General features: G+C 62.9%; 19 protein-coding genes. 9 read left to right on the top strand and 10 right to left on the bottom strand.

All coding sequences use genetic code 11. The features are described 5' to 3' along the window. Positions 1–6: 6 nt before the first annotated feature. The gene (ggt, locus tag BUC08_RS06060; RefSeq protein ID WP_051694190.1) at positions 7–1,785 is read right to left on the bottom strand and encodes a gamma-glutamyltransferase; all 1,779 of its coding nucleotides are present in this window, start codon (positions 1,783–1,785) and stop codon (positions 7–9) included. A 20-nt stretch (positions 1,786–1,805) separates the two neighbouring features. Continuing rightward, positions 1,806–2,792 carry a 2-hydroxyacid dehydrogenase gene (locus tag BUC08_RS06055; RefSeq protein ID WP_037924869.1) on the bottom strand — a complete coding sequence of 329 codons (987 nt, stop codon included), beginning with the start codon at positions 2,790–2,792 and terminating at the stop codon, positions 1,806–1,808. Between the two features lie 152 nt (positions 2,793–2,944). On the opposite strand from BUC08_RS06055, the gene BUC08_RS06050 reads away from it, so the two are divergent. Beyond that, a complete protein-coding gene (locus tag BUC08_RS06050; protein WP_143186686.1) occupies positions 2,945–3,409 on the top strand; it encodes an SH3 domain-containing protein in 465 nt (154 codons plus the stop codon). A 12-nt stretch (positions 3,410–3,421) separates the two neighbouring features. Here BUC08_RS06050 and BUC08_RS06045 read toward each other — a convergent pair whose 3' ends face one another. Further along, on the bottom strand, positions 3,422–3,886 hold the full coding sequence (locus BUC08_RS06045) for a DUF3237 domain-containing protein (protein WP_037924864.1): 465 nt from the start codon (positions 3,884–3,886) through the stop codon (positions 3,422–3,424). 96 nt (positions 3,887–3,982) lie between these two features. Here BUC08_RS06045 and BUC08_RS06040 point away from each other — a divergent pair, with 96 nt between their 5' ends. From BUC08_RS06040 to BUC08_RS06030, 3 genes are read left to right on the top strand one after another with little or no spacing between them, the layout of a single operon-like run. Further along, positions 3,983–4,453 carry a MarR family winged helix-turn-helix transcriptional regulator gene (locus BUC08_RS06040; protein WP_037924862.1) on the top strand — a complete coding sequence of 157 codons (471 nt, stop codon included), beginning with the start codon at positions 3,983–3,985 and terminating at the stop codon, positions 4,451–4,453. A 4-nt stretch (positions 4,454–4,457) separates the two neighbouring features. After that, the gene (locus tag BUC08_RS06035) at positions 4,458–5,225 is read left to right on the top strand and encodes an SDR family NAD(P)-dependent oxidoreductase (protein ID WP_037924859.1); all 768 of its coding nucleotides are present in this window, start codon (positions 4,458–4,460) and stop codon (positions 5,223–5,225) included. A gap of 11 nt (positions 5,226–5,236) precedes the next feature. Next, positions 5,237–7,006, top strand: coding sequence for a feruloyl-CoA synthase (locus BUC08_RS06030; protein ID WP_037924857.1), 1,770 nt, complete (start codon positions 5,237–5,239; stop codon positions 7,004–7,006). A 71-nt stretch (positions 7,007–7,077) separates the two neighbouring features. On the opposite strand, the gene BUC08_RS06025 is transcribed toward BUC08_RS06030, so the two are convergent. The 4 genes from BUC08_RS06025 to BUC08_RS06010 all read right to left on the bottom strand — a co-directional run bounded on the left by BUC08_RS06025 (position 7,078) and on the right by BUC08_RS06010 (position 10,868). Continuing rightward, positions 7,078–8,412 carry a TRAP transporter large permease gene (locus BUC08_RS06025; RefSeq protein WP_037924854.1) on the bottom strand — a complete coding sequence of 445 codons (1,335 nt, stop codon included), beginning with the start codon at positions 8,410–8,412 and terminating at the stop codon, positions 7,078–7,080. Next, positions 8,409–8,942, bottom strand: coding sequence for a TRAP transporter small permease (locus BUC08_RS06020; protein ID WP_037924852.1), 534 nt, complete (start codon positions 8,940–8,942; stop codon positions 8,409–8,411). Before BUC08_RS06020 ends, BUC08_RS06025 begins: the two co-directional genes overlap by 4 nt. Positions 8,943–9,003: 61 nt before the next feature. Continuing rightward, complete coding sequence (locus tag BUC08_RS06015; RefSeq protein ID WP_037924851.1) at positions 9,004–10,032, bottom strand: TRAP transporter substrate-binding protein; 1,029 nt, start codon at positions 10,030–10,032, stop codon at positions 9,004–9,006. A 47-nt stretch (positions 10,033–10,079) separates the two neighbouring features. Continuing rightward, on the bottom strand, positions 10,080–10,868 hold the full coding sequence (locus BUC08_RS06010; protein ID WP_051694188.1) for a crotonase/enoyl-CoA hydratase family protein: 789 nt from the start codon (positions 10,866–10,868) through the stop codon (positions 10,080–10,082). 112 nt (positions 10,869–10,980) lie between these two features. Between BUC08_RS06010 and BUC08_RS06005 the strand changes: the two genes are divergently transcribed. The 4 genes from BUC08_RS06005 to BUC08_RS05990 all read left to right on the top strand — a co-directional run bounded on the left by BUC08_RS06005 (position 10,981) and on the right by BUC08_RS05990 (position 16,081). After that, a complete protein-coding gene (locus BUC08_RS06005) occupies positions 10,981–11,868 on the top strand; it encodes an amidohydrolase family protein (RefSeq protein WP_037924848.1) in 888 nt (295 codons plus the stop codon). A gap of 46 nt (positions 11,869–11,914) precedes the next feature. Further along, positions 11,915–13,561 (top strand): tannase/feruloyl esterase family alpha/beta hydrolase, encoded by a 1,647-nt coding sequence (locus BUC08_RS06000; protein WP_037924846.1) that lies wholly within the window; start codon positions 11,915–11,917, stop codon positions 13,559–13,561. Positions 13,562–13,625: 64 nt separating this feature from the next. Next, positions 13,626–14,804: a cytochrome P450 gene (locus BUC08_RS05995; protein ID WP_037924843.1), complete on the top strand. Its 1,179-nt coding sequence runs from the start codon at positions 13,626–13,628 to the stop codon at positions 14,802–14,804. Beyond that, a complete protein-coding gene (locus tag BUC08_RS05990; protein ID WP_037924841.1) occupies positions 14,801–16,081 on the top strand; it encodes a flavin-dependent oxidoreductase in 1,281 nt (426 codons plus the stop codon). The genes BUC08_RS05995 and BUC08_RS05990 overlap by 4 nt, the downstream gene beginning before the upstream one ends. Here the strand turns inward: BUC08_RS05990 and BUC08_RS05985 are convergent. Then, the gene (locus tag BUC08_RS05985) at positions 16,078–16,731 is read right to left on the bottom strand and encodes a transaldolase family protein (protein WP_037924840.1); all 654 of its coding nucleotides are present in this window, start codon (positions 16,729–16,731) and stop codon (positions 16,078–16,080) included. The two genes, BUC08_RS05990 and BUC08_RS05985, sit on opposite strands and share 4 nt — an antisense overlap. Positions 16,732–16,743: 12 nt before the next feature. Then, positions 16,744–17,706: a carbohydrate kinase family protein gene (locus tag BUC08_RS05980; protein WP_051694185.1), complete on the bottom strand. Its 963-nt coding sequence runs from the start codon at positions 17,704–17,706 to the stop codon at positions 16,744–16,746. Between the two features lie 138 nt (positions 17,707–17,844). Between BUC08_RS05980 and BUC08_RS05975 the strand changes: the two genes are divergently transcribed. Further along, positions 17,845–18,993 (top strand): ROK family transcriptional regulator, encoded by a 1,149-nt coding sequence (locus tag BUC08_RS05975; protein ID WP_051694183.1) that lies wholly within the window; start codon positions 17,845–17,847, stop codon positions 18,991–18,993. Here the strand turns inward: BUC08_RS05975 and BUC08_RS05970 are convergent. Continuing rightward, a complete protein-coding gene (locus tag BUC08_RS05970) occupies positions 18,990–20,309 on the bottom strand; it encodes an aspartate aminotransferase family protein (protein WP_037924837.1) in 1,320 nt (439 codons plus the stop codon). The two genes, BUC08_RS05975 and BUC08_RS05970, sit on opposite strands and share 4 nt — an antisense overlap. Between the last annotated feature and the right edge of the window lie 132 nt (positions 20,310–20,441).

Here is a 20,441-nt window from a genome sequence, read left to right as displayed (position 1 = left end):
AGTCTCTTAGTCTCCCAGCGCGATGCCTTCGCGGCGCGGATCTGCGCCACCTTTCAGGCCATCGCTTATTTCAATTGCATGCAGGCCCGAGTTCAGATCCTGCGTTTTCACGTCAAACCCCATGTCGCCCAGCGGCCCTTCAAGATCGGCGGCCGTGGTTCCGGCCTCAAGGTCATAGGTGCCAAAGCGGTTCACCGCATGGGGCATCGCCACCGCTTGCTGCACATCCATGCCCCAGGCCAGATGCGCGATGATCGCTTGTGCCACATATCCGATGATGCGGCTGCCGCCCGGGCTGCCGATGGCCAGAGCGGGGGCGCCGTCCTTCATCACGATAGTGGGCGCCATGGATGAACGCGGCCGCTTGCCCGGCTCCAGCCGGTTCGCAATCGGCACACCGTCGCTGTGGGTGCGAAAGCTGAAATCGGTCAGTTCGTTGTTCAGCAGGAACCCCCGCACCATCAGCCGCGAGCCGAAACCGTTCTCGATGGTCGTCGTCATCGACGCCACGTTGCCATAGCTGTCCACAATCGAGATGTGCGAGGTCGAGGGCAGTTCGATGCTTTCGTCGTCGGACAGCAGCATCGCGTGGTCCCATTCGGGCGTGCCGGGGCTGACCTCGGGCAGGGCATCGTCACCGCCGAGCAACTTGGCACGTTCGGCCAGATAGGTGGGATCGACCAGTCCGGCGGTGGGCATCGGCACGAAATCACTGTCCGCCATGTACCGCCCACGGTCGGCAAAGGCCAAACGCGAGGCGTCGCCAATCAACCGCCACGCCTGCGGGTCCGCGGGATCAAGGGCGCCCAGGTCGTAGTTGTCCAGCATCCCCAATATCTGCCCCACGGTCAGCGCCCCCGAGGACGGCGGACCCATGCCGCACACCTCGTGCCCTTGGAACGGAGCGCAAACAGCGTCGCGTTCGCGGGCCGCGTACAGAGTGAAATCCAGCGTTGACAGCAAACCGCCCGCAGGTACGGCGGCGTTCACCGTGTCCACGATGTCCTGTGCGATTGCGCCTGTGTAGAATGCACGCGGATCATCCGCCAGCGTCCGCAGCGTGTCGGCATAGGCCACGTTGGTCAGACGCGCGCCCGCTTGCAAGGGCTGGCCCTGTGGCAGGAAATAGCTGGCCGTGCTCTCGAATCGCGCCAGACGTTCGGCATCCTCCGCGATCAATGCCGCCAGACGCGGCGACACGTCAAAACCGTCCTGCGCCAGTGTAATCGCGGGCTGCAACAGGTCGGCCCAGTTACCCTTGCCCCATTTCGCCTGAGCCGTGGCCAACAGCGCGGGCGTGCCGGGCACACCAACTGACAGACCGCCGACAACGGCATCGTAGAATTTCAGCGGCTCACCCTCCGCATCCAGAAACCGCTTTGGCGTCGCGGCCAGCGGGGCGGTTTCGCGCCCGTCCAATGTGGTCAGCTGCTTGCTGGCCGCATCGTACCAGACCAGGAATGCACCGCCCCCCAGGCCCGAGCTTTGCGGCTCGACCAGTCCCAGCACCGTCTGCACCGCGACCAGCGCATCCGCAGCCGTCCCGCCCGCGGCCAGCACGTCGGCCCCCGCCTGCACGGCATGGGGATTGGCGGCGGCCACCATCCACGTCTTGCCCTGCACCGGCACGCCGTCCTCCTTGGCCTGCAAGGCTGCGGCCACCTGAGGGGACATGGCGGCAAACCCGCCCGATGTGGTCGCTTCGGGTTGCACCGCATCAGCGGCCTGTTGGGCCACAGCAGGCCCTGCCGCCAAAGCGGCCATCACTGCCAGAATCTTACGCATCACGTCCCCCTAGAGATATTTCAGAGCATGGACGGCACGACCTGATCCGGTGGACGGTGACCGTCGTCAAAGGTCTTGATGTTGATGATGACTTTTTCGCCCATCTCCAGCCGGCTTTCCAGCGTGGCCGACCCCATGTGCGGCAGCAGAACCACGTTGGGCAACTCGCGCAGGCGCGGGTTGATGTTCGTGCCGTTTTCATAAACGTCCAGCCCCGCACCCGCGATATCGCCCGCGCGCAGCATCCGTGTCAGGGCATTTTCATCCACCACCTCTCCGCGCGAGGTGTTCACCAGAACCGCGTCCGGCTTCATCAGCTTCAGCCGCCGCGCGTTCATCAAATGGAATGTCGAAGGCGTCGAAGGGCAGTTGATCGACAGCACATCCATACGCGCGACCATCTGGTCCAGGCTGTCCCAATAGGTCGCTTGCAGGCTTTCCTCTGTCTCGGTGCGCAGGCGTCGGCGGTTGTGGTAATGCACCTGCATGCCAAAGGCAGCGGCACGGCGTGCCACGGCCTGACCGATCCGGCCCATGCCGAGAATTCCCAGACGGCGCCCCCCGATGCGTCCACCCAGCAAGGCGGTCGGCGCCCAGCCGTCCCATGTACCGGACTGCATCACCGCAAGCCCTTCGGGCATCCGCCGCGTCACGGCGAGAATCAGCCCCATGGTCATGTCGGCGGTGTCATCGGTCAGAACACCGGGCGTGTTCGACACCAACACACCGCGCTGGCGTGCAGTGGCCACGTCGATGTTGTCGACCCCGGCACCATAGTTCGCAATCAGCTTCAACCGGTCGCCAGCCTGCGTGATCATGGCCGCGTCAATCTGGTCGGTGATCGTCGGCACCAGAACATCCGCGCTTTTCATCGCTTTGGACAGCTCTTCGCGCGTCATTGGCGTGTCATTCTCACGCAAAGTTGTGTCGAACAATTCGCTCAGGCGTGCTTCTACCGCTTCGGGCAACCGTCGCGTAACGACAACACTTAAACGTTCCTTTGCCATTCGGCACCTCCCGGACTTGGCGCACAGTATCGCGCCGCGCTATGGTGGCCGATGAGAGCGCGAGGCACAAGAACCCGCGCCCACTATATGAGGCAGCAATGGCAGGATTCCTGAAAAGAATTCAAACAGGTGTGGTCTGTGCGGCTTTCTTGATGTCGCTGACCACCGCCGGCAGTGTGCTCGCGCAGGACAAAGGGCAGGTTACCAACCTGCCTCTGCCCCGGTTCGTGTCCCTGAAAGCCGCCGAGGGCAACGTCCGACGCGGCCCCTCGCTGACGCATCGGATCGACTGGGTGTTTAAACGGCGCGACATGCCGCTGCAGATCACCGCGGAACACGGCCACTGGCGGCGCGTCGAGGACCGCGACGGATTGGGCGGCTGGGTGCATTATTCGCTGCTGTCGGGCACCCGTACCGTGATCATCGAACAGGACATGATGCCGATCCACACCCGCCCCGACCCGAACGCGCCCACGGCCGCAGTGCTTGAGAACGGCGTGATCGCACGGCTGGGCGAATGCAATCCCGAATGGTGCTGGGTCAACGCCGACGGTTACAAGGGCTGGGCGCCGAAATCGCGGCTGTGGGGTGTGGCCCCCGACGAGATTCGCGACTGATCGACCTGCCGATCAACGCAGCGCGTAGAGGTCCACATTGACCGAAGATGCATTCCGCGCACCGGTGCCGACGAACAACGTGCGGTTCACCCAGTCATAGTGCCCATCCCCGGTTTCCAGCCGCGCATGGGTCCGCATATAGTAATCCTCGGGCGGCACAGCCTCGCCCCGGCCAAGCGCGGCCAGCACCTCGGGCGGACCGTCGCGGTATCCGTAGTTGATGATTTCGATCACGGCACCATCATCGGTTTCCATCGCATACCGCGTGTCCAGCTCGGCCATGCCGCTGCCAAACAACGTTTGCCAGTCCGCACCGACGTTCAGGATTTTACCGTTCAGGCGCGGTCCCGAAACCGTCCCGCCTATGATCGGGATGATCCGCCGCGCCCCGGCCCGGCCCTGCCCCATTTCACGGATCGGACCCAGTTCGACATTCAGCCTGCAGACGTGTTCCAGCACCGGCTTCAGCAATTTCATAGACAGAGCCTTTCGCTTCCGATAATTGTTAACCTACTAAACGATCTGTGGTCTGTCCATATCCGGCAGCGCCGCGCCCCATAAAATGAGGATGCCATGACACGGACCCAACGGAAAGCCCGCGCAGACGCGATGGATGTGTCTGAAATGGCTCTGGAAACGCTCGTGGGATACAATCTCAAGCGGGCCTATGTCGTGCTGCAAAATGACTATCGCGCAGTGATGGGCGACCACGGCCTCAGCCCACGGGTGTTTTCCGCCCTGACATTTGTTGTCGAAATGCCGAACCTCACGCAAAGCGATCTGGCGCGGCGGCTGGGGATTGAACGGTCGGGGCTGGTGGCCATTGTCGATGAACTGGAAGCGCGCGGATATCTGAACCGTGTGGCCGTGCCACAGGACCGGCGCATTCAGGCGCTGGCGCCCACAGAGTCCGGCGTGCAGGCCTACGAGGCCGCGCTGGCGCTGATTAACGAACACGAAGACAGAATGCTGCACATGCTGAACGCAGAGGAGCGGGAACAGCTTGTGCATTTGCTGAAAAAGATCAGGGAAATTGGAGAGTGATCAGATGAGCATTTGGAACGACAGCGTTGCCGTTGTCACCGGCGGGGCATCGGGGCTTGGCGCCGCGACTGCGCGCGCACTGGCCCAAACAGGGATGAAAGTGGCCTTGTTCGACCTGAACACGGACGCAGGCACCGCATTGGCCGCCGAATTGGGCGGCATGTTTCACAGCGTGGATGTGTCTGATCCGGCCAGCGTCACCGCGGGTCTGGATGCGGTCCAGGCGCAACTGGGCACGCCCCGCGTGCTGGTGAACTGCGCAGGCATCGGCCCCGCGGCCAAGACCGTCTCGCGCGGCGAAGCGCATGATCCGGCCGTGTTCGACAAGACCATCCGCGTCAACCTGATCGGCACGTTCAACTGCGCCAGCCAGGTCGCGGCCCGCATGGTCGCCGCCGACCCCGTCGCACCTGACGGCGCGCGCGGCGTGATCATCAACACCGCCTCGGTCGCCGCCTTTGACGGGCAGATCGGCCAGGTCGCCTATTCCGCGTCCAAGGGGGGCATCGTCGGCATGACCCTGCCCATGGCCCGCGATCTGGCGGACAAGGGCGTGCGCGTCTGCACCATTGCGCCGGGGCTGTTCCTGACCCCCTTGCTGGAAGGGCTTCCACAGGATGTGCAGGATTCGCTGGGCAAACAGGTCCCGTTCCCGTCGCGTCTAGGCCACCCTTCTGAGTACGCAAAGCTGGCGTGCCACATCGTCGACAACCCGATGCTGAACGGCGAAGTCATCCGTCTGGACGGCGCAATCCGCATGGCACCGCGTTAAGGGATCTGCGCATGAACATGCCGCGCTTTTGGGCCCCGACCTTCGACTATGAAAGCCGCCCCGACGGCACCATCCTGATGCGCCAGACCGAAGCACTGGACGCGCATCCGCAACTGCTGGCCGATTACCTGGACCACTGGGCCAGAGAAACACCGGAGCAGACATGGATCGCACGCCGCAGCGATGGCGGCGACTGGCGGCACATCTCTTATGCCCTGGCACAGGACATGTGCCGCAGGCTGGGGGCTGCCTTGCTGGAAATGGGGTTGGGGCCGAACCGGCCCTTGCTGATCCTGTCGGAAAACAGCCTTGAGCATGCGTTGCTGGGGATGGCCGCAATTTACGTGGGCGTGCCCTATGCGCCTGTCGCCACCGCCTATTCCCTGGTGTCCGAGGATCACAGCAAACTGCGTGACATCGCGGCCACGCTGAACCCCGGCGCTGTCTTTGCCGATAATGGTGCGGCCTATGCGGGGGCGATCGCCTCCATCGCAGCCGATGACCGCACAGTGATCAATGTCCATGACATGGTCGAGGGGGCCGTATCGTTTGCGTCCCTTCTGGACCACCACCCCGCAGGGGCGGCCAACGCCCGCGCTGCACTGACGCCCGCGACGGTGGCGAAATACCTGTTCACCTCCGGCTCGACCGGATCGCCCAAGGCGGTGATCAACACCAATGCGATGATCTGTGCCAGCCAGGCGATGGTGCGCGACTGTTACCGTTTTCTGACCGACCAGCCTCCCGTGGTCCTCGACTGGGCACCGTGGAACCACACGGCGGCTGGCAACAAGGTCAGCTATCTGGTGCTGACCAATGGCGGCACCTATTACATCGACGATGGCCGCCCCGTTCCGGGCAAGTTCGATGAAACGCTGCGCAACCTGCGCGAAATCTCGTGCACGTGGTATTTCAACGTACCAGTCGGCTATGACATGCTGATCGACGCGCTGGAGGCAGACGACGCGCTGGCGCGCACCTTCTTTTCCGAGCTGGGCATGTTGTTTTATGCAGGCGCCAGCATGTCCCAACGCACGTGGGACCGGTTGTCGGCACTGGGGCGCAAGGTGCTGGGCCGCGAGGTGCTGCTGGCCACCGGGTTGGGGGCGACAGAAACCTCGCCTTTCGCGCTGGCCATCACCGACCTTCAGGACCGCTCTGGCAACATCGGCGTCCCGGCCCGCGGTATGACCCTGAAGCTGGTGCCGAACGCGGGCAAGCTCGAGGCGCGGGTCAAAGGCCCGAACATCATGCCCGGATACTTCGGGGATGCCGCCAAAACCGCCGAAGTCTTCGATGAAGAGGGATTTTACTGCTTTGGCGATGCCTTGCGCCCTGCTGACCCCGATGATTTCTCCAAGGGGTTCTTCTTCGACGGACGGCTGGCGGAGAACTTCAAGCTGACCACCGGCACTTGGGTCGCCGTGGGCGCTGTGCGTGCAGCACTGGTCGATGCGATGCAGGGGTTGATCCGCGACGCGGTCATCGTGGGCGAGGATCAGGCGCAATTGGGTGCGCTGTTGTGGTTGTCGGACAAGGCTGCCGCAATGGATGCCGATGACCTGACGCAGCAATTACAAGAGCATCTGAGTGCAGCAGCGGCCAATGCGACCGGCTCGGCCAGCCGTGTCCGCCGTGCCGTTGTGCTGGACGAATTGCCCAGGCTCGACGCGGGCGAGGTCACGGAAAAGGGATCGTTGAACCAGCGGGCAATGCGGTCCGGGCGTCCTGCGCTGGTTGATCGGCTTTATGCCGGTGGCGATGGCGTGTTGATCGCCTGAACCGTCCACCCGGAAGAAAGAAACGCCGCGCTTCATCAGCGCGGCGTTTTGCATTTCAGAGGATGGACCTCTCAGGGCACCAGATAATCAATCAGCCAGACCAGCGACAGCGTGATCGCCGGGAACGCCGTCAGGATCACCACGCGGATCATATCGGTCAGCACGAAGGGCATCGCCCCGCGATAGGTCTGGCCAATGGGAATGTCCCGCGCCATCGAGTTGATGATGAACAGGTTCATCCCCACTGGCGGCGTGATCAGCCCCACCTCGACCACGATCAGCACAAGAATGCCGAACCACAGGCCAAAATCATTGGGCGACATGCCAAAGTCCAGCACCACCATAATTGGGTAGATGATCGGCACCGTCAGGAGCACCATCGACAGCGAATCCATGATGCAGCCAAAGACCAGGTACATGATCAGCACCGCCGTCAGCACCAGCCACGGGTTCAACCCCTGTTCGGCCACCCATGCCGACGCCAGTTGCGGCAGTTGGGTCAGCGCCAGAAAGCTGTTGAACAGGCCCGCCCCCAAGATGATCAGAAAGATCATCGCGGTGGACGAGGCCGTGGACAGGATCGCCTGTTTCAGCTTGTCCCACGACATCTGCCCCGAGGCGACGCTGATCAACCCGGTGCCTGCCGCACCCACGGCGGCGGCTTCGGTCGGGGTGAAGACGCCCAGATAGATGCCCCCCACAACCACAAGGAAAATCGTCAGCACGGGCCAGACCTTGCCCAGCGCCACCATCCGCTCGGACCACGGAACCCGCGGGCGCACAGTGGCCGCATTCGGCGACACGCGCACCCAGATCGAGATGGCCAGCATATAGCCCGCAGCGGCCAGAATGCCGGGGATCAACGCGGCAACGAACAGCTTTTCAATGTTCTGCTCGGCAAGGATCGCATAGATCACCAGGATCACCGAAGGCGGGATCAGGATGCCCAGCGTACCCCCCGCCGCCAGCGCGCCGGTGGACAGCGATCCGGGATAGCCGTAGCGGCGCAGTTCCGGCAGCGCCACCTGCCCCATTGTCGCCGCCGTCGCCAGCGACGATCCGCAAATCGCACCAAAGCCCGCGCAAGCGCCAATGGCCGACATCGCCACCCCGCCGCGCCGGTGACCAAGAAAGCTTTCGGCGGCGCGGAACAATGATGCAGACATGCCCGACAGGGTGGCAAACTGACCCATCAGCAAGAACAGCGGGATGATCGAATAGGAATAGTTCGAGAAGGTGCCGTAGGTCAGCGTCTTCAACTGGTTCATCATCATCAGCGGAGAGCCCAGCACCAGATAGGACCCGCCAAAGCCCACGGCCAGCATCGCCAGCGCGATCGGGATACGGATAAAGATCAGGATCAGCAGGACCGGGAACGACCACAGCGCCAGTTCAAAGTTGCTCATGCGGTGGTTTCCTCGGTTGGATCGGGCTGTCCGGTCAGCGCACGCAGCGACCGGATCAGGCAAAAGGCCGTGACAAGGGCAAAGGCCACAGCGCCCACAAGGCTCGCGGCATAGCCCCACCAGACGGGCAACTGCATGATGAACGTCGTCTCGCCGTAGCGCAGCTTGTCGGTCATGCCCAGATACAGCCGCCACGCGATCAGCACCGCCGCGATCAACATGCCCAGATCGACAATCACGTTCAGCACACGGTTCAGCGCACCGCCAAAGACCGGTTGGAACAGGTCAACGGCAGCATGGCTGCGCTGCAACTGGCACCACGGCAAAAAGCCAAAGATCGCAGCCCCGACGCCGATTTCCGTCAGGTCGTAAATGCCCTTGATCGGACCAACGCCGATGTCCAGCGGCAGCAAGGCCCGCCCCGCGATCGACACGCAGGTCAAGGCCACGACCACCAGCAGGACCAGCCCCGACAGCAACGCCATCCAGCGCGCCAGCGCTTCGGCGAATTTATAAAGTGTCACATACATGAAAACTGCCCCGCACGCGGCAACAGCGTGCCCCGACCTTGGGGGCACGCCGCGCCGAACCTCAGTTCGAGTACTTGTCGATCAGCCCTTTGGCCTGATCAATCAGGGCCTGACCGTCGATGCCCTTGCTGTCCATGTCGGCCACCCAGCGGGCGACAACCGGTTGTGCGGCCTCTTTCCAGCGGGCGACCTCGGCTTCGTCCAGCTGCACGATGGTGTTGCCTTTCTCCACGGCGATGTCGCGGCCCGGCTTGTCGTATTCAAACATGACCTCGGCGGCGAACGTGGACAGGGCGGCGCCGGATTTCTCGTCCAGAATGGCCTTCAGGTCATCGGGCAGCGCGTCGTATTTTGCCCGGTTCATCACCAGAACGATGGTCGCGGTGTACAGCGCCTCATCACCCGAGAATTCGGCGTGGTTGCTGACCAGCTCTGCCAGACGGATCGACGGGGTCACTTCCCACGGGATCACGGTGCCGTTGACAACACCCTTGGACAGCGCCTCGGGGATCGCGGGCAAGGGCATACCGACGGGGGTGGCCCCCAGTTCGGACAGCATGTCGTTGATCACACGGGTCGGGCCGCGCAGGGTCTTGCCCTTCATGTCTTCCAGCTTGGTCACCGGGTCCTTGGTGTGGATCACACCGGGACCATGCACCCATGCGCCCAGGACCTTAACGTCCTGATATTCGCTTTCCTGAAAGTCGGTTTCGACCATTTCCCAGAACGCACGCGATGTGCCAACGGGATCTTTCATCATGAACGGCAGTTCGAACACCTCGGTGCGCGGGTAGCGTCCGGGGGTATAGCCCACCACGGTCATCGCCAGATCGACCACACCGTCGCGCGCCTGGTCCAGCAGTTCGGGCGGACGCCCACCCAGGGCCATCGCGTCAAAGTGCTGAATGGCAATGCGCCCATCGGATGCGGCGGTCACCTCTTCGCCCCAGGGCTTGAGAATTTTCGCGGGCACGGTGGCCACGGGCGGCAGGAACTGGTGCAGGCGCAATGTGACCTCTTGCGCGAATGCCAGCCCCGGCAACATGGCAACGGCCGCAGCCGCGCCGATCAGTAGTGTCCGTTTTTTCATCTTGTTTCCTCCCTAAAGATGATCGCTGAACCGGATTTTTTCCCGGCTTACTTTTTGTGGAAATCCGGCGGGCGTTTCTCCAGGAACGCACGCAGACCTTCCTGTGCGCCTGCCGATGTCTGCGACATCGCGGCGGACAGGCTTTCGGTGAACAGACCATCCGAGCGGGACATATCGCCGATGCGCCCGATGGCCTGAATCATCAGGTAATTCGAGAACGGTGCATTATCCGCCACCTCACGCGCCAGCTTTTTCGCCAGCGGCAACGCCTCGCCCTCGCCCACGGAATAATGGGCCAGCCCCAGACGCAGGCCGTCCTCGGCGCCGTAGTTCCGGCCGGTCAGCATCATTTCCCGCATACGGTCCGCACCGATGATCCGCCCCACGCGAACGGTGGCCCCGCCGCCGACAAAGATCCCGCGCCGTCCTTCCGGCAACTGGAAACGCACCGACGGCTCGGCAATGCGCACATGCGCCGAGGTGGCAATCTCAAGACCGCCACCAATCACGGCACCCGTCATCGCGGCGATCACGGGCAAGCCGCCATATTCGATCAGGTCGGCCACGCGATGCCAGTTGCGCGAATGATATACCGTCTCTTCCGGGCTGCGGTGTTCGTGTTCGGAAAGGTCCAGACCGGAACAGAAGTGCCCGCCTTCACCGTAAAGGATCACAGCACGCACACCCTTTGGCGGATTGGAAAAGAAATCGTCCAGCGCCGACACCAGCGCATCGTTCATCGCGTTACGCTTGTCAGGGCGGTCAAAAATGATGGTTGCGATGTCGTCTTCGATCTCGATGCGGGTCACGTGCGTCTTGGCTGAGTCTTTGGCCACGAGAATCCCCTTCCTGTAAAAATAATGTTAAAAGTGTTATAGACTGTAATTGTTACACAGCATAGCGTTTTTCGTGCTACAGTTTCTTCAAAACCCGAGGGAGGATTGATTCTTGGTAGACTTTGCATCCGTTCGCGCGATCGATTTCCATACGCACGCGGAAGAGCCATGCTGTGATCACCGTGATGATGGTTACAACGAATTCCAGGCAGGCATGGCCGCCTATTTCAAGAATCCCGCAGGCGCCAAGGGCATGTTGCCCACAGTGCAGGATACCGCCAACTATTATCGCGAACGCAACATCGCGGCGGTGATCTTTCCGGTGGACGCCGAGCGCGAGACCGGCTTTCGCCGCTATTCCAACGAAGAGGTTGCAGGTATCTGCGCCGAGAATGACGACATCCTGATTCCCTTTGCCTCGGTCGACCCGCACAAGGGCAAGGCCGGTGCGCGCGAAGTGCGCCGTCTGGTGCGCGATTTCGGCGTGCGCGGGTTCAAGTTTCACCCCACCATGCAGGGCTTTTTCCCCAATGACCGCGAGGCATGTTACACCGTGCTGGAAGCCTGCGCCGAAGAGGGGGTGATCACCCTGTTCCACACCGGCCAGACCGGCGTCGGTTCGGGGATGCGTGGCGGCATGGGGATGCGGTTGAAGTATTCAAATCCGATGTATCTGGACGATGTGGCGGTCGATTTCCCCGACATGAAGATCATCCTGGCCCACCCGTCGTTCCCCTGGACAGAAGAAGGTCTGGCGGTCGCACAGCACAAGCCCAACGTCTATTACGACATGTCCGGCTGGTCGCCCAAGTACTTCCCCGAAACCTTCATACGCTATGCAAACTCGATCCTGAAAAAGAAGATGCTGTTCGGCTCGGATTGGCCCGCGATCACGCCCGACCGCTGGTTGGCCGACTTCGAGGCCGCCCCGTTCAAGGACGAAGTGCGCCCGTTGATCCTGAAGGAAAATGCGATGCGCTTGTTGGGAGAAAGCGTCTGAGGCGCGCGCAAGACTAAGACACAGAGTATCTGGGAGGAAAACTGTGATGTTCAAGACAATGGGAACGGCCGCACTGTTGTGCAGCACGGCCACATTGGCCGCAGCACAAATGCAATGCGAAGGTTTGACGCCCGAGGCACTGGGGCTGAGTGGCGTCACCTTTACCGAAGTCGCACCGGTGCCCGCAGGCGAGGACAGCCCCGCCGCCCAATGCCGCATCCGCGCCGTCACCGCCGAACGCACCGGCACCGACGGGCGCGACTATGCGCTGCAGTTCGAGCTGGCCCTGCCGGATGTCTGGAACGGCGATTACGTCCATCAGTTCAACGGCGGCAACGACGGCGAGGTCAAACCGGCCACCGGCGGCTTGGGCGCGGGCACGGGTGACGAGACACCTCTGGCGCGCGGCTTTGCCGTCGTATCCTCGGACGCGGGCCATGATGGCAAGGCGGTGACGGACGCAGGCCTTGCCGGTGGCGCGCGTTTTGGTTTCGATTTAGAAGCGCGGCAGATGTACGGATACAAGGCCGTCGCGGTGCTGGACCCGCTGGCCCGCCAGATCGTCGAGGCCTATTACGACAATGAGATCGGTCACAGCTATGGGATTGGCTGCTCGAACGGCGGGCGGCACGCCATGGTTGCCGCATCGCGGATGCCGCAGAGCTTTGATGGCCTGCTGATCGGCGCACCCGGCTTCAACCTGCCCAAGGCGGCGCTGCAACATGCGGTTGACGTGCAGGCGCTAACGGCGGTCACCGGCGATCTGGCCACGGCGTTCAGCCCCGCCGATTTGCAAACGGTTGCCGATGGCATCCTGCAAGCCTGCGATGCGCTTGACGGGATCGAGGACGGTCTGGTGATGGACACCGCCAACTGTCAGGCCAGCTTTGACAGTGCCGCGCTGCAATGCGCAGAGGGGCAGAATTCCGCCTGCCTGTCGCCCGAACAGGTCACTGCGCTGAACACCATTCACGCAGGCACCGCCGATGGCGGCGCTCCGTTCTACAGCGATTTTCCATGGGACCCTGGCATCGCCGGCGGCGGCTGGCGGTTCTGGAAACTGGAAAGCCCGATCCCGCCATGGGAAAAGAAACCGATCATCGCCGTGATGGGTGCCGCGTCACTGGCGCAAATCTTCACCACGCCCCCGACGGAAGTGGCAGGAGACCCCGCCGCGCTGGAACAATTCCTGAAGGATTTTGACCTCACCGCCCGCGCCGACGAAATCTATGACACCAGCGATGCCTTCCCCGAATCCGCGATGGAGGTGATGACCCCGCCCGGATCGGACAACCCCGAACTGGCGGAATTCCGTGACGCCGGGGGCAAGATGATCCTCTTTCACGGCGTGTCAGACCCGGTCTTTTCCGTCAACGACACGGCAGACTGGTACGGCAAGCTGGATACCAACAACGGCGGCAACGCGGGCGAGTTTGCCAAATTCTACCCTGTCCCCGGCATGACTCACTGCTCAGGCGGTCCTGCTGTCGAGGGTTTTGACATGTTCGCAGAGCTGGTCGCATGGGTGGAAAACGGCACGGAGCCACAGGCCGTGACCGCAACCGCACGCGCGTCGAACCCTGACCTGCCCGAGACAATGGCCGACATTTCCCGTCCGCTGTGTCCCGCCCCGCAAGTTGCCCGCTACACCGGCAGCGATCCCGCCTCGGCAGACAGCTTCACCTGCGAATAGATTTAACGACGACAGCGCAGGGCCCCTAGTCCCTGCGTCGGTTCCATCAGTGAAAGGGTCCACCATGACCACCCTTGCCCCCCTCGACGAGACGATCACCCTCGAGCAACTGGATCGCGATCCCTACCCGATCTACCGCCGCCTGCGCGCCGAAGCGCCTGTCTTGCGCGTCAAGGCCGCCGGCCGCACCCTGCTGACCAAGGCCGAAGACACCAAATACGTCAAGGACACGCCCGAAATCTTCAGCTCGGACGATCCCAACACCCCGATGAAACGCGCCTTTCAGGCCCACACGCTGATGCGAAAGGACGGCGAGGCGCACAAGCGCGAGCGGATGGCGATGGCGCCTGCCTTTGCGCCCAAGGTGATCATGAACGACTGGATGCCGCGCTATCAGCAGATCGCCGAGGAATACGTCGCCCGCCTGCCGCGTGGCGAGGTGGTGGACCTGTTCCCTGCCCTCTCCGGCCCCTACGCCGCGCGCGGTCTGGCCGTGCTTTTGGGTCTTGAGGAGGCCACGGATGACCAGATGCAACACTGGTCCCAGGCGCTGATCAACGGTGCAGGCAACTTTGGCTGGAAGGACGAACCTTTTGCCATTTCGGATCAGGCCAATGCCGAGATGAACGCCCTGATGGACAGCCTGCAAGACCGCCACCGCGCGAACCCGAACAATTCGGCCCTGTCAGTGATGCTGAACGCCGATGATCCCATCGAAATGAGCCAGATTTATTCCAACATCAAGATCGCCATCGGCGGTGGCATCAACGAGCCGCGCGATGCGCTGAACACGATCATCTACGGCCTGCTGACCAATCCCGACCAATTGGAAGAGGTCAAACGCAACGCCGACTGGGACAAATCCTTCGAGGAAGGGGTGCGTTGGGTCGCCCCCATTCAGGCCTCGGCCCGGCTGGTACTGGAAGACACGGAAATTCGCGGCTATCACATCCCCAAGGGCGACACGGTGATGACCATTCAGGCCAGTGCGTGCCGTGACGAGGACCTGTACGAGAACGGCGAGGATTTCATCGTGTACCGCGACAAGAACCAGCATCAGGCCTTTGGCAACGGCCCGCACTTTTGCCAGGGCACCCACGTGGCGCGCCGCGCCGTGGGACAGGTGATGCTGCCGCTGCTGTTTGACCGTTTTCCAAACATGAGCATCCCGAACACCGACGACGTGATCTGGCGCGGCTTCGGCTTTCGCGGGCAGGTGCAAATTCCGGTGCTGTTGAATTGACCCGCGTTCTGATTGCAGGCGGCGGCATCGGCGGGCTGTCCCTGGCGCTGACCTTGCACCAGATCGGCGTGCCCTGCACGGTCTTTGAAAGCGTGCGCAGCCTGCGGCCCTTGGGCGTGGGCATCAACATCCAGCCCAACGCGGTGCGCGAGCTGTTCGATATGGGTCTGACGGCCGAAGAACTGGACAGCGTCGGCGTGCCTGCGCGCGAATGGGCGATGGTCGGACTGAACGGTCAGGACATTTATGCCGAACCCCGCGGGCTCGAGGCAGGATACAACTGGCCGCAATACGCGATGCACCGTGGGGAATTCCACATGTTGCTGGCCCGTGTTTTGCGGGACCGCGCCGGCGACGACGCGATCCGGCTGGGGGCCAAGGTCACCGGCTATGAAAAGCACGCTGACGGCACTGTCACTGCCCTGATTGAACACGCAGACGGCAGCACATCGCGCGAGGATGGCACCCTGCTGATCGGCGCGGACGGCATCCACAGCCGCGTGCGCGCACAGATGCACCCCGACCAGCCGCCGATCCACTGGGGCGGTGCGGTGATGTGGCGGGGAACCGCGCTGGCGAAACCCATTCGCACCGGCTCGTCCTTTGTGGGACTTGGCACGCACCGGCAGCGCATGGTTATCTATCCGATCTCGCACCCCGATCCCGACACCGGTCTGGCGTTGGTGAACTGGATCGCCGAGGTCACGATGGATGACCCATCCGAGCGTGCCGACATCGGGTGGTTCCGCGAGGTGCCGATTGACGATTTCATCCACCACTTCGACGACTGGGTCTATGACTGGCTGGACGTGCCCGCGCTGATCCGCGGCTCGGACAGTGCTTATGAGAACCCGATGATCGACCGTGATCCGGTGTCCACTTGGGTCGACGGCCCGGTGGCACTGATGGGCGACGCGGCGCACGCCATGTATCCCACTGGATCGAACGGAGCCAGTCAGGCGGTTATCGACGCGCGCGCGCTGGGTGTGGCCTTTGTGGAGCACGGAGTGAACGCGGGCGCACTCGCCGCCTATGACGCCAAACTGTGCGGCCCGATTTCCGAACTGATCCTGCGCAATCGCGGCGCGGGGCCTTTCGGCCTGCTGAACATGCTGAACGAGCGTTCGGGCGGGGACTATGACAACATTGACGACGTGATCCCCCCCACTGAGCGGCAAGAGTTCATGGCCAAGTACAAGGCCGCCGCCGGCTTTGCCATCGAGACGCTGAACGCCGCGCCGCGCACGCTGCCCGAAGGGGCGACAGTCAAACTCTAGACCGTCGCCTCGAACTCGGCATAGGCGGCGGCGGTGTTGGGGTCGTCCAGCAGCGCCCGCGCCACGCCGGGGCTGATTGTGAAGGTGTCCTGCCCTTCGGCGGCCAGCCGCACCATCTGTTCGGGCGACCGCAGCGACGCCACAAGGATCGTGCACCGCTTGTCGCTTGCCCCTTGTATCGCCTTCATCTGCGCCAGCGCGCCGTAGGCGTCCATGCCCAGATCGTCCATCCGCCCGAAATAGGGCGCGATGAAATCCGCCCCCAGTGCGTTGGCGACAAACATCTGTTTCGCGTCATAACAGGCGGTCATCAGCACACGCCCACCCAGGGCACGAATGGCCCCCGTGGCGCGGATGGCCGGTTCGACCAGCGGAATTTTCACCACCGTTTCGATCCCCGCCGTCCGGCCCGCCTCGTAAAGCGCACCCGCCCAGTCGACATAGCCCTCGACCGGCCCGAAAACCTGTGCGTGCAGCTCTTGCGCTCCCAGATCGCGGGCGCGGGTGGCCATCTGTGCCCAGTCGATTGCGGGATAGTCCAGCCCGGCACGCGACGCCAGCAACGGGTTCGTCGTGATCCCGTGAAACAGCCCCGTGGGCATGAGCGTTTCCCACGCCGTCACGTCCGCAGTGTCGAGATAAAGCGCCATTTCGGCAGATCCTCAGCCAGCCAGTGCCACGTCGATATCCGACCGCGCGGGCGGATTGCACCCCGAGTGTTCACAATTCAGCGCCGCCGCCTGCCCCGCGCGCCGCAGCAGATAACGCAGGTCATCCGCGTCCATCGCCGCCAAAGCGTCTGGTGACAACGCATCACGTGCGGCCAGTGTCGCCAGCAAGGTCGCCATGAACGTATCGCCTGCCCCCACCGTATCGACCAGCCGCGTGACGTGCGGGGCGGGCACCGTGCAGGTGGCCGAGTTGGAAAAGGCAGTCGCATCCTTCGGCCCGCGCGTCAGCACCACCAACCCCGCTGTGGTGACGTCAAACAGCGCCGCGATGGCATCCTCTTCGGTCTCTTCAGGGAAGAGCCAGCCCAGATCCTCGTCGCTCAGCTTGACCAGATGCGCCACCTGCATCACGCGGCTGACACGCTCGATATAGGTCATGCGGTCGTAAATCAGCGACTCGCGCACGTTCGGATCGAAGGACACGAAAATCCCGCGCGCTGCGGCCTCGGTCAGCACCTCGACCCAGGCATCGGCGTCGGCACCATCGGCCAACGCCAGCGACCCGCAATGCAAGGCTGCCACATCCCCCGGGATGCTTTTCCACAGACTTTTTGCAGTCACCTGCCGTTCGGCTGTGCCATCGCGGTGAAACGCATAGGTCGGAATGCCATGCTCCAATGTCACCACCGCCCGCGAGGTCGGCTCCGACCGGCGCGGCGCGGCAATGATCGCACCCGATGCGGTCAGACGCGCGGCCAGCGTATCGCCCAGTGCATCATTTGAAATCGGCGTGACATAATGCGTTTCAACCCCTTGCCGCGCCAGTCCGACCGCCACGTTGAAAGGCGACCCACCCGGGTTCGCATCAAACAGCGGCGCGCCGTCTTCCTCGCCGGTCTGGACGAAATCTATCAGATTTTCACCGCCGATGGCGATCACGGGTTTGCCTTGCACCTGCCTGTCCTCCCTTGCCTATCTGACCTGAGAAAGGGCAGAATCAGCCTGTGTGTCAATAACTAACTCAACTTGATTTATATATTGACTTGCCCAGTTCTGTTGCGCTTTTTTCACTCGGTGAAAGAGGAGCGCCCAATGACAGAGGTTACTGGCACAGCACTGCCCTGCAACGATCGGCTGTTCCTGCATCTGGTGCGCAGCGCTGGCGCGTTGAGCAAGGCCGAACTGACCCGTGCCTCGGGGCTGTCGGCACAATCGGCCACGGTGATCGTGAACCGTCTGGTGCGTCATGGCCTGTTGCAACCCGGCAAAACGGTGCGCGGACGTGTGGGACAACCCTCCACGCCTTACAAGTTGAACCCAGACAGCGCGACGGCGCTTGGCATCAAGGTCGGGCGTCGGTCACTGGAGGTGGTCGGCATGGGGTTCGACTACCGTATTCTGGAACGGGTCACCCACCGCTATGCATTTCCAAATCTGACCGAGGTGAGGGGCATGATCGAGGATGCCATCACAACGGTGCAGAACCGTCTGAGAGCCCCGCAGCGTGCGCATCTGACCGGGATCGGACTGGCGTTGCCGGATCAGCTGGCAGACTGGGAGGACGCCGCTGACGCCCCCAAAGGCGCGATGGCCGACTGGCGCGACGCCGATCTTCGGGCCGAGATCGCAGAGCGTTTCGCATTGCCGGTGACATCCCTGAACGACGTGGCGGCGGCGTGTCTGGCCGAACTGGAAACCGGGAATCCCGAAGGTTATGACAGCATTGTCTATATCTATGTCGGCACCTTCATCGGCGGCGGCATCGCCATGGGCGGACGGTTGTTCACCGGTGGCGGACGGGCCGGCGCAATCGGGTCGATGCTGGGCGGCGGCGCGCAGCAACTGATCGGCACGGCATCGCTGCATCAGCTCGAAGCGCATCTGACAGCGGCGGGATTGGCGCGAGAAATGCTTTACGGTGCCACACCACTGGACACTGCGGCGCAAGCGATTTTTGCGTCATGGACGGAGCAGGCCGCGCAAACCATCGCCGTTGCCTGCGTCAACGCGCAAGCGCTCTTGCACCCGCAGGCCATCGTTATCGACAGCAGCCTACCGGCGCATCTGCGCGACCAACTGGTTACGGCGGTACAGGCCGCCGCCTCACGGCTGGACACGCGCGGGCTGGCGCAGATGACAATCACCCCCGGCACCGCAGGCATCACCGCGCGGGCCACGGGCAGCGGCATCGCGCCCTTCATGGCGCGTTTTGCCGTCGATCCTTTGGCTTCAGGTCGCTAGATCACCGTATCAATGGCGGTCCCAAGCTTGGTCACGATCTCTTCGATATGGCTGTCGTCCAGGATGAACGGCGGCGCCAGCAGGATGTGATCGCCGCGCTGCCCGTCAATGGTACCACCCATCGGATAACAGATCAGCCCGGCCTCGAAGGTCGCTTTTTTCAATGCCTTGTGCAGCGCGCGTTCGGGCGGGAACGGCGCTTTGGTCTCGCGGTCCATCACGAACTCGATCCCGCGAAACAGGCCCCTGCCGCGAATGTCCCCCACGTTGGGGTGCTGACCAAACGCCTGTTCCAGTGCCGCCTGCAACCGCTTGCCCATCTCGTCCACACGGGCCACCAGCCCGCCGTCCGTCAACCGGGTCAGCACAGCCAGGGCAGCGGCGCAGGCAACCGGGTGTCCGACATAGGTGTGGCCGTGCTGAAAATACCCGCTGCCGTCTTCGATGGCCGTGTAAATGTCAGCCGAACACAGCATCGCGCCAATCGGCTGATACCCTGCCCCCAGCCCCTTGGCGACCGCGATGATGTCGGGGCGCACATCGTCCTGTTCGCAGGCAAACAACGTGCCGGTGCGGCCCATCCCGCACATGACCTCGTCCAGGATCAGCAGCACGCCGTATTGATCACAGATCTCGCGGATGCGCTTGAAGTACCCCGGCACTGGCGGCACCGCACCCGCAGTCGCGCCCACGACAGGCTCCGCGACAAAGGCAAAGACCGTGTCCGCGCCCAGCCGTTGAATCTGGGCTTCAAGTTCGTTGGCCATACGCAGCCCGTAAGCTTCGGCGCTCTCTCCGGCCTCCTGCCCGCGGTAGGCATAGCACGCCGAAATATGCGCGGTGTCCACCATCAACGGCGCAAAGGGCGCGCGGCGCCATGCGTTGCCGCCCGTGGCCAATGCGAACAACGTGTTGCCATGATAACTTTGCCGCCGCGCAATCACATGGCGGCGTTGGGGCTGTCCGATCTCGACATAATACTGGCGCGCCAGCTTCAGCGCGGCTTCCATCGCTTCGGAACCACCAGAGACGAAATACACACGGTCGATCCCTTCCGGCGCGTGCGCGATCAGCTTGTCTGCCAGAGCCTCGGCGGGGGCGGAGGTGAAAAAGCTGGTGTGGGCAAAGGCGACCGCGTCAAGCTGCGCCTTGATCGCCGCCGTGACCTCTGGATCACCGTGCCCCAAACACGACACAGCAGCGCCGCCAGATCCGTCAAAATAGGCTTTTCCATCTACATCATAAAGGTAAACCCCCTGCCCGTGCGAAACAGTGAGCGGCAGGGTTTTGGTATGACGCGGAAACACATGGGACACGGGGCGCAATTCCTTTCGAGACAGCCGCAGGTGTCACTCAAGCACAGGCTTTGGATCAGAGATAGACAGGTTTCAGGCATGACTAGCGGAGTTTGAGGAATGTCAGCGTGAACAGGCCGTGAACGTGCAACT

This window comes from Pseudosulfitobacter pseudonitzschiae, from assembly GCF_900129395.1.
Classification (GTDB): Bacteria; Pseudomonadota; Alphaproteobacteria; order Rhodobacterales; family Rhodobacteraceae; genus Pseudosulfitobacter; species Pseudosulfitobacter pseudonitzschiae.
Note: the sequence above shows the minus strand (reverse complement) of the source record. Positions and strands in the feature narration are given on the sequence as shown.

What these genes read in the sequence shown, in the direction of transcription:
- ggt (WP_051694190.1), bottom strand. Translation starts at nt 1,785, where the DNA reads ATGCGTAAGATTCTGGCAGTGATGGCCGCTTTGGCGGCAGGGCCTGCT.
- BUC08_RS06055 (WP_037924869.1), bottom strand. Translation starts at nt 2,792, where the DNA reads ATGGCAAAGGAACGTTTAAGTGTTGTCGTTACGCGACGGTTGCCCGAA.
- BUC08_RS06050 (WP_143186686.1), top strand. Translation starts at nt 2,945, where the DNA reads ATGTCGCTGACCACCGCCGGCAGTGTGCTCGCGCAGGACAAAGGGCAG.
- BUC08_RS06045 (WP_037924864.1), bottom strand. Translation starts at nt 3,886, where the DNA reads ATGAAATTGCTGAAGCCGGTGCTGGAACACGTCTGCAGGCTGAATGTC.
- BUC08_RS06040 (WP_037924862.1), top strand. Translation starts at nt 3,983, where the DNA reads ATGACACGGACCCAACGGAAAGCCCGCGCAGACGCGATGGATGTGTCT.
- BUC08_RS06035 (WP_037924859.1), top strand. Translation starts at nt 4,458, where the DNA reads ATGAGCATTTGGAACGACAGCGTTGCCGTTGTCACCGGCGGGGCATCG.
- BUC08_RS06030 (WP_037924857.1), top strand. Translation starts at nt 5,237, where the DNA reads ATGAACATGCCGCGCTTTTGGGCCCCGACCTTCGACTATGAAAGCCGC.
- BUC08_RS06025 (WP_037924854.1), bottom strand. Translation starts at nt 8,412, where the DNA reads ATGAGCAACTTTGAACTGGCGCTGTGGTCGTTCCCGGTCCTGCTGATC.
- BUC08_RS06020 (WP_037924852.1), bottom strand. Translation starts at nt 8,942, where the DNA reads ATGTATGTGACACTTTATAAATTCGCCGAAGCGCTGGCGCGCTGGATG.
- BUC08_RS06015 (WP_037924851.1), bottom strand. Translation starts at nt 10,032, where the DNA reads ATGAAAAAACGGACACTACTGATCGGCGCGGCTGCGGCCGTTGCCATG.
- BUC08_RS06000 (WP_037924846.1), top strand. Translation starts at nt 11,915, where the DNA reads ATGTTCAAGACAATGGGAACGGCCGCACTGTTGTGCAGCACGGCCACA.
- BUC08_RS05995 (WP_037924843.1), top strand. Translation starts at nt 13,626, where the DNA reads ATGACCACCCTTGCCCCCCTCGACGAGACGATCACCCTCGAGCAACTG.
- BUC08_RS05985 (WP_037924840.1), bottom strand. Translation starts at nt 16,731, where the DNA reads ATGGCGCTTTATCTCGACACTGCGGACGTGACGGCGTGGGAAACGCTC.
- BUC08_RS05975 (WP_051694183.1), top strand. Translation starts at nt 17,845, where the DNA reads ATGACAGAGGTTACTGGCACAGCACTGCCCTGCAACGATCGGCTGTTC.